This is a genomic window from Chitinophaga eiseniae, from assembly GCF_012641265.1.
Taxonomy (GTDB): Bacteria; Bacteroidota; Bacteroidia; order Chitinophagales; family Chitinophagaceae; genus Chitinophaga; species Chitinophaga eiseniae_A.
In genome coordinates this window covers 256,292-270,673 of the sequence record NZ_JABAHZ010000006.1, presented here as the reverse complement: position 1 = coordinate 270,673, position 14,382 = coordinate 256,292, and the positions used below count along the sequence as shown (strand labels likewise).

The 14,382-nt window shown below is 47.7% G+C and carries 9 protein-coding genes; all 9 read left to right on the top strand.

All coding sequences use genetic code 11. From position 1 onward, the window contains the following. Nucleotides 1–4: 4 nt before the first annotated feature. The 9 genes from HGH91_RS23210 (at nt 5) to HGH91_RS23170 (ending at nt 14,365) form a co-directional block, all read left to right on the top strand. On the top strand, nt 5–562 hold the full coding sequence (locus HGH91_RS23210) for an RNA polymerase sigma factor (protein WP_168741183.1): 558 nt from the start codon (nt 5–7) through the stop codon (nt 560–562). A gap of 54 nt (nt 563–616) precedes the next feature. Continuing rightward, nucleotides 617–1,747, top strand: a complete 1,131-nt coding sequence (locus tag HGH91_RS23205; RefSeq protein WP_168741182.1) for a FecR family protein — start codon at nt 617–619, stop codon at nt 1,745–1,747. 204 nt (nt 1,748–1,951) lie between these two features. Beyond that, nucleotides 1,952–5,191 (top strand): SusC/RagA family TonB-linked outer membrane protein, encoded by a 3,240-nt coding sequence (locus HGH91_RS23200; RefSeq protein WP_168741181.1) that lies wholly within the window; start codon nt 1,952–1,954, stop codon nt 5,189–5,191. Nucleotides 5,192–5,201: 10 nt separating this feature from the next. Further along, nucleotides 5,202–6,719 carry a RagB/SusD family nutrient uptake outer membrane protein gene (locus HGH91_RS23195; RefSeq protein ID WP_168741180.1) on the top strand — a complete coding sequence of 506 codons (1,518 nt, stop codon included), beginning with the start codon at nt 5,202–5,204 and terminating at the stop codon, nt 6,717–6,719. A 13-nt stretch (nt 6,720–6,732) separates the two neighbouring features. Further along, on the top strand, nt 6,733–7,602 hold the full coding sequence (locus HGH91_RS23190; protein ID WP_168741179.1) for a PKD domain-containing protein: 870 nt from the start codon (nt 6,733–6,735) through the stop codon (nt 7,600–7,602). Nucleotides 7,603–7,632: 30 nt separating this feature from the next. After that, nucleotides 7,633–8,745 carry an acyltransferase family protein gene (locus HGH91_RS23185; RefSeq protein WP_168741178.1) on the top strand — a complete coding sequence of 371 codons (1,113 nt, stop codon included), beginning with the start codon at nt 7,633–7,635 and terminating at the stop codon, nt 8,743–8,745. Between the two features lie 298 nt (nt 8,746–9,043). Beyond that, nucleotides 9,044–9,586 carry an RNA polymerase sigma factor gene (locus HGH91_RS23180; protein ID WP_168741177.1) on the top strand — a complete coding sequence of 181 codons (543 nt, stop codon included), beginning with the start codon at nt 9,044–9,046 and terminating at the stop codon, nt 9,584–9,586. A gap of 15 nt (nt 9,587–9,601) precedes the next feature. Beyond that, nucleotides 9,602–10,741: a FecR family protein gene (locus tag HGH91_RS23175; protein WP_168741176.1), complete on the top strand. Its 1,140-nt coding sequence runs from the start codon at nt 9,602–9,604 to the stop codon at nt 10,739–10,741. A gap of 180 nt (nt 10,742–10,921) precedes the next feature. Beyond that, a complete protein-coding gene (locus HGH91_RS23170) occupies nt 10,922–14,365 on the top strand; it encodes a TonB-dependent receptor (protein ID WP_168741175.1) in 3,444 nt (1,147 codons plus the stop codon). Nucleotides 14,366–14,382: the final 17 nt, after the last annotated feature.

The window sequence follows — 14,382 nt, the reverse complement described above, 5'->3', positions numbered from 1 at the left end:
ATACTTGCACGAACTAAGTGACATAGCGCTATTGCAACGACTACAACAGGCCGATGAAGCTGCTTATACCGAGATATTTCATCGCTACTGGGAAAAGCTATATGCCATTGCCTATAATCGCCTACGTATACGTACCGCCGCAGAAGATGTAGTACAGGAAGTATTGGCCAGCCTCTGGGTGCGACGTAAAGAACTCGACATACGCCATCTCTCCGGTTACCTGGCCACCGCCACCCGTTATGCCGTATTCCGCCAGATCAGCCGCTTATTACCAGATCAGCCACTCGATAATCCGGATGTACAGCAGCTGGTATCCACGCCAGACAGCGACCTGCTCGATTTTTACCGGCTGCAGCAGAGACTGGGGAATGCCATTGACGAATTACCTGAAAAATGCCGCCTGGTATTTTTATACAGCCGCCGCGATCAATACAGCAATAAAGAAATTGCCGCCGCCCTCCAGCTATCCGAAAAAACAGTGGAAGCCCATCTCACCAAGGCATTGAAACACCTGCGGATACGCCTGAAAGATGTATACCCTTATTTTTCCTTCTTCTTCTAAAAAAAATATCTCCCCACACTAAGGGTTATCGCTGTATTTCTGTACTCTACCTATATGCAGCACCTGAAAGACCTGATTCAACGTTACCTGAAAGGCCGCGCTACGCCGGAAGAAACGAGTGCGCTGGAAGACTGGTATCACAGCTTTGATGATAACGAAGTACCGTTGCCACTGGAGCCGGGAGAAGATCCTGCGCAATTGAAACAACGCCTGTTATGCAGGCTGTTGCCCGTTATGCAACCGGAAGCGCCCATCAAAGTAATGCCTCGCTACCGCCGTTACGCAGTGGCTGCTACAGTGGCGCTGTTGATTGCTGCTGCCGGCAGTATCGCTTTATGGCATCGGTATAAGGTTATACCCAAAAATGAGATGGCGGTTCATATCCCTGCCGGGGAAATTGCGCCCGCCCAAAAGAAAGCCCTGCTCACCCTGGGCGATGGCAGCACTATTGCCCTGGATGATGCCGCCAACGGCGCATTGAGCCAGCAGGGCGGTGCTCGCGTAGTAAAGCGTTCTCCCGGGCAATTGGACTACCAGGCCAATGGCAGCGCCGGAGAAGTGGTGTATAACACCCTCAGCGTTCCCCGGGGCGGCCAGTACCAGGTTACGTTACCTGACGGTACCAAAGTATGGCTCAATTCTGCGTCCTCTCTACGTTATCCCACCGCCTTCAAAGGCACAGACAGGAAGGTACTGCTCACGGGCCAGGCCTATTTTGAAATTGCGCCCAACGCTACCCAGCCCTTCCACGTACAAACCAACGACATGGAAGTACAGGTGCTGGGTACCCGCTTTGATGTAATGGCATACGCCGATGAACCTACTGTAAATGCTACCCTGCTCGATGGCAAGATAAAAGTGCATGATAAAATATTGCAGCCGGGACAGCAGGCGGTGTGGTCGCCCACAGCAGGGAAACTACGCATCAGCACCGCCGATGTGAATAAAATTATGGCCTGGAAAAATGGCCTGTTCGTCTTCAATAATATGGATCTCCCTACTATCCTGCGGGAGGTAGCCCGCTGGTATGATGTGGAAATTGTGTATAACACCGTTCCCGGTAAAGAACTGTATGGGGGCGGTATCAGCCGGAATCTTAATTTATCAGCCGTGTTGCACGTACTCGAAGAAAACGGCAACAATCATTTTAAAATTAATGGAAAGCAAGTAATGGTATTACCGTAAACCTGTAAACAGCAACGTATGAAATAACTTTTGAACAATGGAAAAACCGGAGGTGGTGACACACCCCCGGCGAAAGTCCAGCATCCTGTAAGATCAGCGAAAGATCATTTAAGAATTCTAAACCTTATTAAAAGTATGTATTTAAAATTTAAGGAGATACCTTTTCTCCCCAAGGGACTTTTATTAACCAAAATTTTGCGGGTGATGAAAATGACCACCTGGCTTATCCTGGTAACCTGCTTACATGTAAGCGCCAGGAGTTTTTCACAACAAGTCACACTCTCTGTGAAAAACATGCCGTTACAGAAAGTATTTGCAGAAATAATCCTGCAGTCGGGCGCCACTATTGTATACAATGAATCGGTGCTGAAAAATACGGTGCCTGTTACCCTGCACGTTAACAATGCCAATGTGGAAACGGTGCTGGAGCAATGCCTGCAACACCAGCCAGTTACTTTTACCGTGAGCAATGGGGTTTTTGTGATTCGCCCTATATCGCCCCCGGCTACTGTTCCCCCGCCCACAGATACTATCGGGAAAATAAGCGGCGCCGTACGATCGGCCGATGGAATGCCCCTGCCCGGGGCTACCATCCTGGTAAAAGGCACCAGCCGCGGTAATGCTACGAATGCAGCGGGGCTATTTACGGTGGCCGCCAATCCCGGTGAAATACTCATCTTTACCTATACCGGTTACGATAAACAGGAACTCCCCGCTCATCCTGGCATGCAGGTGATCCTGAAAACCGGCAGCAGTCAGCTCGACCAGGTGGTGGTAGTGGGTTATTCCGATAAGAAAAAAAGTGAATTAACCAGCGCTGTTACCGTAGTTAACGCCGCAAAATTGAAAGACGTTACCACCAACGATGTGGGAACCATGTTGCAGGGAAAGGTATCGGGGCTGCAGGTAGTAAGCAGCTCCGGCGTTCCCGGTGCTGCTGCCGAAATCCGCCTCCGTGGTATTTCTTCGGTCAATGCTTCGCAGAGTCCACTGGTAGTGGTAGATGGTATCATTGGCGGCAACTACGACCCTAACGATATTGAAAGTGTAACGGTATTGAAAGATGCCGGCGCCACCGCCATGTACGGTTCCCAGGCCAACGCAGGGGTGATCATCATCACCACCAAAAGAGCCGTATCGGGCAAAACACAATTCCAGGCAAAGATCACCACCGGTTTCCGTACACCCGACTTCGGAACAATGGATATGATGAATGGCAGTGAATTGTATGAGCGGCAAAAAGAATATTACCGCGACTATATTCCCGGTGCTACCAACAACTCCTATAAAATAGACCTGCTCAAGTTTTATAACGAACGGCCCTTGTCGCTCCGCAATCAAAATTACAACTGGCTCACAGACATGTTTCGCCGCGCACCCATGCAAAACATATACCTGTCGGCCGCCGGCAAAACAGAGAAAGCCGATTATTACCTGGGCTTGTCTTACTACAATGAGAAAGGCACTTTCATGAATACCAACTACCAACGGGTAAACCTGAGAGCCAATTCTACCTATCATTTCTCTCCGCGGATCAGTCTCACCAACAACATTAACCTCAGCGGTTCTTTTGGCAAAACATACGACTACAACGATATGTACTATGCGTTTCTGAACATGCCCTGGGATAATCCGTACGACAGTATGGGAAAACCATTGTACGTAGATGGCAATGCCGCGTTCAAATGGTGGTCGCGCGATAAGGTAAACCCGATTCATACGATCAACAATTCAGAACATCCTTACAAGAATTTTGATGTGAACTATGATATGGGATTGAACATCGGTATTACCAATTGGTTGTCTTTTGTGAGCACCAACCGCTTATCATTGGGATATAATAAAAACAAAACCTGGTATTCGCCATTGGTAGCCGGGCAATATCATGCTACCGGCTATTTGAGTGAACTGAGTACGCTCAACTATGGATATGTATCCAACAACTTGTTGAAGGTCGATTTTCATCGGGGTGATCATCATATCAGCGGCCTTGCAGGCGTTGCCTTTGAGGGCAGCAATACCGATGTGATGGGCGCTTCTGGTAAGGGATTGCCGGTAGGGCTAAAAGTGCTGAATACGGTGGCTAATAACCAGCAGGTATCTGGCAGCCTGAATGAAGCCATCATACAGTCTTTTATTTCCCAGGTAAACTACAGTTTCCAGGATAAATATTTCCTCACCGGTTCCTTCCGGGTAGATGGTTCTTCCAATTTTCCTTCCGGCAACCGGTATGCTTCCTTCCCTTCGGTGTCGGCCGCCTGGTTAATGAGTAATGAAGATTTTTTGAGAGATAATCACATTTTCACTAACGTGAAACTAAGGGCTAGCTATGGGGTTACCGGTACGCAGGACATCGGGTCGTCGCGCTACCTGGCACTGTTTTCACTGGCCAGCCAGTATAATGGGCAAAGCGCTGCTACGCCCTCTCAGTTACCAAGCCCGGACCTTACCTGGGAAAGCAAATATCAATGGAATGGCGGTGTTGACATCAGCCTGTTTAAACGGATCGACCTGAGCGTAGATGTGTATAACAACGTTACCAAAAACCTGTTGCTGCAGGTATCCCAGCCTTTATCAGTAGGCTTTGAAACCAAATGGCAGAACGTGGGTGAGCTGGTGAATAACGGGGTAGAGCTGGGATTGAGTTCCGTTAACATCCGCAGTGGCAAGTTTCAATGGAGCACCGACTTCAATATCAACTTCAATACCAACAAATTGCAAAAATTCCCCGCTAATATTATCAATACGCAATCCACCTGGAGTATTTCGCAGATATACCGCAATGGCGGCAATCTCTATGAATTTTACATGCCTAAATGGCTGGGGGTAGATAAACAAACGGGCGCGCCGTTGTGGGAAGTGGTGAACAAAGATGGTACTACCAAAGCTACTTCCGATTATGCCAGTGCTACCTACCAGGAAGTGGGTTCCGCGCTGCCTAAATTCCAGGGAGGGATGACCAATACTTTTACCTACAACGGTATTTCGCTGGGTGTGAATATCTATTTCCTGTCGGGCAATAAAGTGTATAGCAACAACCTGCGTTTCGTTGAAAACGATGGTAATGAACCTTACTACAACCAGGTGAACCTGCCCAAAGGCAGCAGTACCTGGGCTAAGCCGGGTGATGATGCTACGGAGCCCAGTCCGCAAAATTCGGCTAACTCCACCCAAACATCTACCCGCTTTTTGAAAGACGGGAGTTTCCTCGCCCTGCGTAATATCAGCCTGAGCTACGAGCTGCCGCATGCGCTGGTAACCAGGATGAAACTGAACGGCATTACAGTAGGCTTTACAGCCGACAATGTACACACGTTTACCAATTTCCTCGGACAGGACCCGCAAACCACGATCACGCCCGGTTCCCAGGTGATGCCAGGGGTATCGGATTTTAAATATCCGAATAACCGCCAGTACCTGTTCAACATTAATTTCAGATTCTAAACCGCTCATCATGAGATCAGCCATTATAATATTGATACTACTGCCCTTGCTGTTGTGGCAAACCGGTTGTATGAAAGATGTAAATCCCAGCGATGCCCTGAGTACGGAGACAATTACCGGCTCTGCAGAGGGATTAAAGAATGCCGTAAATGGCGCATATTCACTGTTGAAAGATCATGTGCCTTTCAACGGTACTACCGATGATAATAACATGTACCTGCGCCAGTATTTCCAGTTGTCGGACTTTGCCAGCGATGATATTGTATGTGGACAAACCACAGAAGATCCGCTGTTTTATAGCTTCTCCCTGGACCATGCTCCCACGCAAACGAATACCCGTTATTTCTGGTATATCTCTTACAAAATTATCAATGACGCCAATACCGTGATAGAGGCGGTGAACAAGCTGCAGCATGTGGATGCGGCCACACAGCAGATGTTGGGCGAATGTTATTTCCTGCGGGCGCTCAGTCATTTAAACCTGGTGAAGTTATTTGCCATGCCGTATACGCAACAGGCTTCCGCACCAGGTGTGATCTTACGTACCTCTACCAGTGATCCCGCACAAAAGGCAAGAGCCACTGTAACAGAAGTGTATGCACAGGTGATAGCCGATGCCAGCAAAGCGGCGGAGTTAATGAATCAATCGCGGGGACCGCAGTACGCTTCCCGGGAAGCCGCCTGGGCACTTCTTTCCAGGGCTTACCTGTATGAAGGGAAAAATGACAGTACTATTTACTATGCCAACAAAGTAATAGGAAGCGGCCGGTTTACATTAACTACCGCAGCTACTTATCCGGATATGTTTGCCAATGCTACCGCTGCCAGCGAAACCATTCTTTGTGTAGCATTTACTCCGATAGATGACTACAAGAAGTTTGGTTCGATTGCCTCTATGATCTACTCAGATGGTAACTCCGGCTGGGGCGAGGAATTTGCGTCTGCTTCGCTGAGAGATACCATGTCGGCCAACCCGGAAGATGTACGCTGGAAATACATTGTGCCGCTGAAAGATGGCAGCGGCGCCGTGCAACAAAAAAATGGCATCGATATTTATTACATCTCTAAGTTTTCCGGGCAGGGTGGAAGTCCCACGCTGAGTTCACCTATCCTGTTCCGCCTGGCGGAAATGTACCTCAACAAAGCGGAGGCGGAAGCAAAGTTGGGTAATACCGCCGCTGCGCTCGACGATGTAGACATGATCCGGTCGAACCGCGGCTTATCCGGTGCATTATATCATCAGCAGGTGCCGGCGGGTAAAACGGCGCTGGACCTGGTATTGAAAGAGCGGCGCCTGGAGCTGGCGTTCGAAGGGCACCGTACCTATGATGTTTACCGTAATAAACGGGTGATGAACAGAACTTACTGGGGCTATCATTTGCCGGGTTTAAAGCAATCGGATATTAATCCCGCTGCCAATCCTTCCGGTTACAATGGGATGCTGATACAGCCGGATAATCCGAAGATTGTTTACTACATCCCGATCGACGAAGTAGAAACGAATAAACTGTGTACCCAGAATCCTTAAAAATTTCCTGAACATGCAAAAGAAACTGCTTTATATATTCCTGCTGCTTTGTATAGCTACTGCCTGTAAGAAAGACGATAACGAGCCGGCGCCGCTGGTGGTGTATACGGTGAATGTAGATGGTTATACTGTTACCTTCAACAATACCTCCACAGGAGCCACCTCCTGGAAGTGGGATTTTGGCGATAGTACTACTTCTACAGAAAAGAGCCCGGTGCATACCTATAAGGGCAAAGGGAAGTATGTGCCCACCCTGTATGCCACGTCTGCTGCGGGCGTGGTGGCAGAGGGCGCTACGGTGTTACGGATCTCCAAAACTTCCCCGGTAAAACTGAATGATAACAGCCTGGCCGACTGGGATACGATCAGCCAGAACATGATCACCGCCGGCCCGGCGGGTGGCGTGTTTAAAAAGGCCAAATTTGATTACGATGGACAGAGTATGTATTTCTATGTAGAAATGACCGGTAAGGTGGCCGACGGGGTTATTTTCGATGTATATATAGATAGCGACAACAGTGCGGGTACCGGGTTGCTGACAGCATTGTTTACCGGTGGGGGATATGATGTGCTGCTGGAAGGGCAGCTATTGCTGAAGCCGGCTACTGCCGCTATTCCTATGGCCATGTATTATCATACCGGGGCGCAAACCAGCTTCAGTTTTGACCAGCAGTCGGGTACCGACTTTTACAGTATCGGCACCGTACAGGAATCCAATGGGGTGATCCGGTTTGAAGGAAAGCTGGATCGCTCCAAGATAAAGGGTTTTACGGGGGCGGCTATACGTTTGGGGATGGTGGCTACAACCAGCGACTGGGGCACACAGTTGGGCACTATCCCGGATGAAGGGGCGCCTTCCTTTTTATTGAATATGCCGGAATAAATGATTAATTTAAGCACTCCAATCTGTACTATGAATACTACTACCAATGTCAACCAACGATTGATTTCCCTGGATGTGATGCGTGGATGTATTATGATTTTGCTGGCGGCAGAAAGTGCCCATGTATATGGATCACTGGAGCATTTGCACCCAACCGGGATATGGGGTGCTATAATGCAGCAGTTCTTTCATCATCCCTGGAACGGGCTGCGTGCCTGGGACCTGGTGCAGCCGGCGTTTATGACCATGGCAGGGTCGGCGATGTATATCTCTTATTATTATAAAACACAAAAAGGGGTCACCTGGGCACAAAATTTCCGGCATATTGCTTTTCGTTGCCTAAAGTTGTTTATATTTGGTACCGCCCTCCATTGCGTATATGCAGGCCGGTTAGTGTGGGAATTATGGAATGTACTTACACAGTTATCCGTTACCACACTTATTGCTTACCTGATTATACGACGTTCCTATGTTTTCCAGCTGGGTGTAAGCCTGTTATTATTGCTGGCCATTGATTTACTCTATCGTTTCGTGCTGTTGCCGGGCTATGATCAGCCTTTTGTGCAGGACCATAACCTGGGATCATATGTAGATATGTTGCTGATGGGTAAATTAAATGATGGGGGAGGATGGGTTACCATCAACTTTATTAGCACTGCGGCGCATACCATTTGGGGCGTATTGGCGGGAAAGCTGCTGATTAGTAACCGTGCCGCCGGGCAAAAGATCCGTATCCTGCTCATTGCAGGCGTAGTGGGGCTGATAGCGGGGTTTGGGCTGGACTGGGCCGGTATAACGCCTATTATTAAACGGATTGCCACCGCTTCTTTTACGCTGGCATCCGGAGGTTGGGTGATGTTATTACTGGCGTTCCTGTATTGGATTATCGATGTAAAACAGCAAACGCGCTATGCCTGGATCGCCACCGTGATAGGGATGAACGCTATTTTTATTTACCTGTTTTTTGAAACGGTAGGAGGACAATGGGTAAATCCGACCACCGGTATTTTTGTAAAGGGATTTACCGGGATGACAGGCTTGCCGGAATCCCTGCAGGAGGTAGTGAGCGCCTTCGCGGTATTGGCCCTGGAATGGGGATTGTGCTACTGGCTGTATAAACGGAAAATATTTTTCAAATTATAAGCTATCTACTGAAACCCCCATGAAAAAAAGGCTCCGGTATCTTTACCGGAGCTTTTATTTTTTTATGTTTTTACATTTTTATTATTTACCTTGATTCAAGTTTAAGAAGTCATTCGCCAAAATCTTAGTAATCGTAATAATATAATCATCATCATAATGTGAACAATGGGAGAAATTTTCTTCCAGGAGTTATAAAGTATCATTGTCACCTGTAACGGGTTATCTGCTATGCAGTATACCTGATGTCATGTTTTATGCCACGTGTAAAGTATTATCATCAATAAGGCTTTCTTATTAAATGGATCATTGTTCAGATATCATATTAGTGCAACGATTGAAAGAAGGAGATGCCACGGCGTATGATGATTTATTTATGAAATATCATAAGCTGCTTTGCCTGAATGCGTATTGGTTTTTGCGGAATGATGCGGAAGCCAATGACCTGGTGCAGACATTCTTCCTGGACATTTGGGACAAGAAGTTATACCTTCATTTCGAGGGCGATATAAAAGGATACCTCCACCAGGCGGTGAAAAACCGCTGTCTGACTTACTTAAAAAAGCAGAAGGCAGAGCGGGAGCAGCAGGTGGCCTTTACCCAGTTGCAGGACGCCACCTGTACGGGGCATGCAGAAAATTCACCAGACTATTATAAACAGGCGTTGACGGCTATCAATGAGATGGCCATACAAAAGCGTTCTGCCATACAAATGGTGTATATGGAGGGAAAGCGTTACCAGGAGGCAGCAGATGAGATGGGAATCAGTATTAATTCCTTCAAAACCCATTTGAAGCGGGGCTTGAAGGTATTGCGTCATGCAGTCATTCATAAGGGATATTAACCCGGTTTTGTTAACATGGAAACATCGCAGGAAAAAATATTTGAACTATACATACAACATCTGTCGGGAACACTTTCCGCGGAAGAGGAAAGTTATGTACAGCAGCAGTTGCAGAACGATCCAGCTTTCTATGCCGAATGGCAACTACTGTCAAAGGAAGCGGCCAACATGCATGCCGGCGACTACCTGCAACGCATCGATTCCAGTGCTTCCCTTGAGCAGGTGAAACAACAAAGAGAGCGGCCCGTTACCCGCCCGGTGATCGCCATGAAAAGGGTTGCCGCAGCTGCGGCAGTGGCGGTACTGTTAATCGGCAGCGGGGCGGTGTTCTTCCTGGTCAACAAACGTCACCAGGCCCCTTTAACTGCCAACGCCTTACTCCGGCAAGCCAAAGAACCGGTAAAGCTGGTGCTGGGCCAAGGGCAAACCGTTGTACTGGGAGATACCACGCATCAAACCATCGCTTTAAACAACGCTACGCTGAATACCAGCCAGGGTGCCCTGCAATATACTTCTGCCGATACCATGCTCAATACCCTGGAAGTACCGGTGGGAGAAACGTATAAACTGGTGCTGTCCGATGGTACGGAGGTGTGGCTCAATGCCGCTACCAAGCTGCGTTTTCCCTTTATGTTCGGACAGTCGACCAGGGAAGTATATGTAGAAGGAGAAGCTTATTTCAGCGTGGCAAAAGATGTCCGCCGTCCCTTTATAGTGCGCACGGCTTTAACACAGGTACAGGTACTGGGCACTGCTTTTAATATTAATACTTACCAGGCTGGCATGGTGAAAACATCACTGGTGAGTGGTAAGGTAGTTACCAGCGCCAAAGGTGGTGCGCAACAGGCCCTGAGCCCCGGCATCCAGGCCAATTATGATGCGAATGCCGGCTTTACTACCAGTCACTTTGATGAAGAAGAAGTGCTTTCCTGGCGCGATGGGGTATACTACTACCACCACATGCCCCTGGTGGCCCTCCTGTCTGCCGCCTCCCGCTTTTATGGCGTACGTTTCGTACTGGACCAGGAAAAAATGGCCGGGAAATCTGTTACCGGTTTAATGGACAGGAAACGCCTCGATGACTTTTTATCCGACCTCAAAACAACCGCCCATATCGACTACCAGGTAGCTGGTAATGAAATTACATTGAGATAATTACATCCTTCCCCCAAAGTATTTTCCAATACGTACTCCGTTCCCACGGCTCATTTTACGGATTTGAAAAAAAAGTTGCTACTTCCTGTCACCCGTTTTTATAAAACCGGAGTAGTTGTATTGTAAAGCTTTTGTCAACCAATCGCTATCCAATCATTTTAACTTGTAAACAATTCCCGAATGAGAAAAAGTATACGCCAACGCTACCTGGCTATGCGAACAATGGTACGTCTGCTGGTACTGTGCGTCCTGGTATGTACCACGTTTTTTCCTGTACAGGCCCAGACTTCCACTCCTTCCCTGCAATCTATTGTTACCGTTACCGGTAATGATGTATCGCTCCTGCAGGTGTTCCGGGCTATTAAAAAACAAACCGGCCTTACACTGGTATACAGTAACCAGTTGCTCAATGATGCCGAAAAAATCAGCCTGAATTTCCAGCAAGCCAAACTGGCCGATGTATTGGCTTTTATTTTTAAGAATAAAAATATCAGCTATGTACTGCAGCGGAACCGTATTGTGCTGGACAAAAAAGAAACGCCGGCCGAACCTGTTTCTGCCGCGGCGCCGCCAGCAGAAGATAAACAGGCTGAATGGCTGGTACGGGGCCAGGTAATGGATGCCGATGGTAGTCCTATACCTGGTGCTTCCGTTACCGTGAAAGACTCCAAAAAAGGGACCGTTACGGACGTTTTGGGCGTTTTTTCTATCAGTGCCAACCGCAACGATATCCTGCGTATAGCCATGATGGGTATGCAAACGGAAGAAGTGAGGGTGAATAATCAAAAGACCATGAAAATCAGTTTAACGGCTAAGGTGGATAAACTGACAGAAGTGGTGGTAGTAGGTTTTGGTAACCAGAAAAAAGTAACGGTAACAGGTTCGGTCGCTTCTGTAAATATGGAAGATATGAAAACGCCGGTACGCTCCCTCACTAATGCACTGGTAGGTAAAGTGGCCGGTATCATTTCCATGCAGAGCGGTGGCGGTGAACCAGGTTATGATAACCCCAACTTCACCATTCGCGGTATTGGTAGCTTTACCGGTAGCACATCGCCCCTCATTATCGTAGACGGGGTGCAAAGAGAAGATGTAAACAGTACCTATGGCGGTGCTTTCAATAATATTGATCCTGAAGATATCCAGAGTATTTCCCTGTTGAAAGATGCATCTGCAACAGCCGTATATGGCGCCAAGGGCGCTAATGGCGTGTTGATCATCACTACCCGCCGGGGGATAGCTGGTAAACCCAAAGTATCTGCCAAAGCAGAAACAGGTATGAGTGGCCTCACACAGCTTCCTAAAATGCTGGATGGCGTTAGTTATATGAAGTTGTATAATGAAGCACAGGTGAACATGGGAAACCAACCTACCTACTCCGATGAAGTGATCCAAAAAACAGCCAGTGGATTGGATCCTTACCTGTATCCGAACGTCGACTGGATTAATACGATTTATAAAAAGTGGGCTTCCATGACCAATGCTAATGTGAACGTAAGCGGTGGTGGAGAAGCAATGCGCTATTATGTGTCGATGTCATTTTATGACCAGGAAGGTCAGTATAAAGTTGCCAAAACAACTTATAACCCCAATCTTAATTTTAAACGATACGATTTCAGGAGTAACGTAGATCTGAACGTCACCAAAACAACATTGCTTTCCCTCAACCTCGCTTCCATGCTGGTAAACAGCCGTTACCCGGGCAATCCGGCCGGCGGCATCTGGTATGCGGCGTATGGTACTAACCCGATTTCTTTCCCCGTAAAATATCCGGGTGATAAATGGGCCGGTCCGCGGAATAATGGCGGCGCCAATCCCTTTAATATGGTGCAGAACGCCGGGTATAGTACAGAGTTCAGACCTTCGGTGCAATCAGTATTAAACCTCAACCAAAAGCTGGATATGTTTACTTCCGGGTTGAGCGCTAACGTTAAATTCTCTTTCGATACCTACGGCGAGTTCGACAATTCCCGGAAAGGATTAAATGATTTATGGTACGCCGGCAGCCGGAATGAAGATGGCTCGCTGAATTTTGAACGCACCCGTACCGGTAGTACTTACCTGGGTTACGGTAGCTCGTCGAGCGGTGAGCGCATGATGTACCTGGAAGGCAACCTGACTTATGATCACAGCTTCGGTAAGCATAATGTTGGTGCTTTACTGGTGGGCGCCTTAAGAAACCGGGTGATCGGTTCGGCAGGAGATCTGAAAACTGCTATTCCTTACCGTAGCCAAAATGCTGCGGCGAGGGTTACTTATTCTTACCTCGACAAATACCTGGCAGAAGTAAACATGGGCGCCACCGGCTCTGAAAACTTTGAGACAGGAAAACGCTGGGGCTATTTCCCTGCTGCTTCCGCCGGATGGGTGATCTCAAAAGAGAATTTCTTTCAGCCACTCACTAAAACCATCAGCCTACTTAAAATCCGTGGTTCCTACGGCATGACGGGTAATGACCTGATCGGCAATGGTGATAGGTTTGGTTATCTCACCTATATCAATGATGCTTCCGGTACATCTTTCGGTGGTTCCGGTTCGCCTACCTACTATCCTGGCATTGCTGCTTCCGTTATCGGAACGCAGAACCTCACCTGGGAAAAATCTGCTAAAACAGATGTGGGTTTGGAAATAGGATTTTGGAATAAGCTGAGTTTTGTATTCGACGCTTTCCGGGATAAAAGAACCAATATCCTGGTACGCCGCAACTCCCTCTCTTCTATTGCAGGTTATGGTGGTATCGAAATTTATGGTAACCTGGGCGAGTTGGAAAATAAAGGGGTGGATGGTAGTGTAGAGTACACTGATCATATCGGTAGAGATGTTACTATTCGTTTATTCGGTAATATTACTTATGCCCGTAACAAAGTACTATATGCTGATTATCCCAAGGCAATATTTCCATATCAGCAGCGGGAAGGTACCAGCGCCACCGCTTTCTATGGCTATAAAAGCCTGGGATTATTTAAAGATCAGAACGATGTGGATAAAAGTCCAACTCAACTCAGAACCGTATTCCCCGGAGATATCAAATATGAAGACCTCAGTGGCGATGGAAAAATTACCGCCAACGATGCGAGTTACTTAAATAAATCGGCTTTTCCCGTATGGTCTTACGGATATGGCTTCAACATTGGTTATAAAGGATTTGAATTGTCGGGTGTATTTGCTGGTGTAGCAGATGTAGGTATCATGGCTAACGGCGTCGATATTTCCCATGGCCAGGATGGCGCGCCGGGCGTAGGAGTAATACCTTTTGCCGGTATGGGACAATATACCGCCAATGGTTTATCTGATATGCTGAATCGCTGGTCACCGGATAATCCGAACCCTAATGCGCATTATCCCCGGTTAACCGTAGCCAGTATAAATGATAACAATTACCAGAACAGTACCTGGTGGTTGAAAGATGGCAGCTTCATGCGGCTCCGGCAGGCATCGCTCAGCTATTCTTTTATCACTCCCCAGATGAAACGCCGTGGTATCAGCAGTTTACAGGTATATGGTGCAGGCACTAACCTGCTCACTTTCACGAAGTTTAAATTATGGGATCCGGAGCTGGGTAATAACTCCGCGAAGTATCCTTATCCGAAAACAGTGACCGTTGGCGTGAGAGCGCAATTCTAATCAAGACAAAAAAGAAT

Coding starts and splice junctions, on each gene's coding strand:
- HGH91_RS23190 (WP_168741179.1), top strand. CDS start 6,733: ATGCAAAAGAAACTGCTTTATATATTCCTGCTGCTTTGTATAGCTACT.
- HGH91_RS23185 (WP_168741178.1), top strand. CDS start 7,633: ATGAATACTACTACCAATGTCAACCAACGATTGATTTCCCTGGATGTG.
- HGH91_RS23180 (WP_168741177.1), top strand. CDS start 9,044: ATGGATCATTGTTCAGATATCATATTAGTGCAACGATTGAAAGAAGGA.
- HGH91_RS23205 (WP_168741182.1), top strand. CDS start 617: ATGCAGCACCTGAAAGACCTGATTCAACGTTACCTGAAAGGCCGCGCT.
- HGH91_RS23200 (WP_168741181.1), top strand. CDS start 1,952: ATGAAAATGACCACCTGGCTTATCCTGGTAACCTGCTTACATGTAAGC.
- HGH91_RS23195 (WP_168741180.1), top strand. CDS start 5,202: ATGAGATCAGCCATTATAATATTGATACTACTGCCCTTGCTGTTGTGG.
- HGH91_RS23170 (WP_168741175.1), top strand. CDS start 10,922: ATGAGAAAAAGTATACGCCAACGCTACCTGGCTATGCGAACAATGGTA.
- HGH91_RS23175 (WP_168741176.1), top strand. CDS start 9,602: ATGGAAACATCGCAGGAAAAAATATTTGAACTATACATACAACATCTG.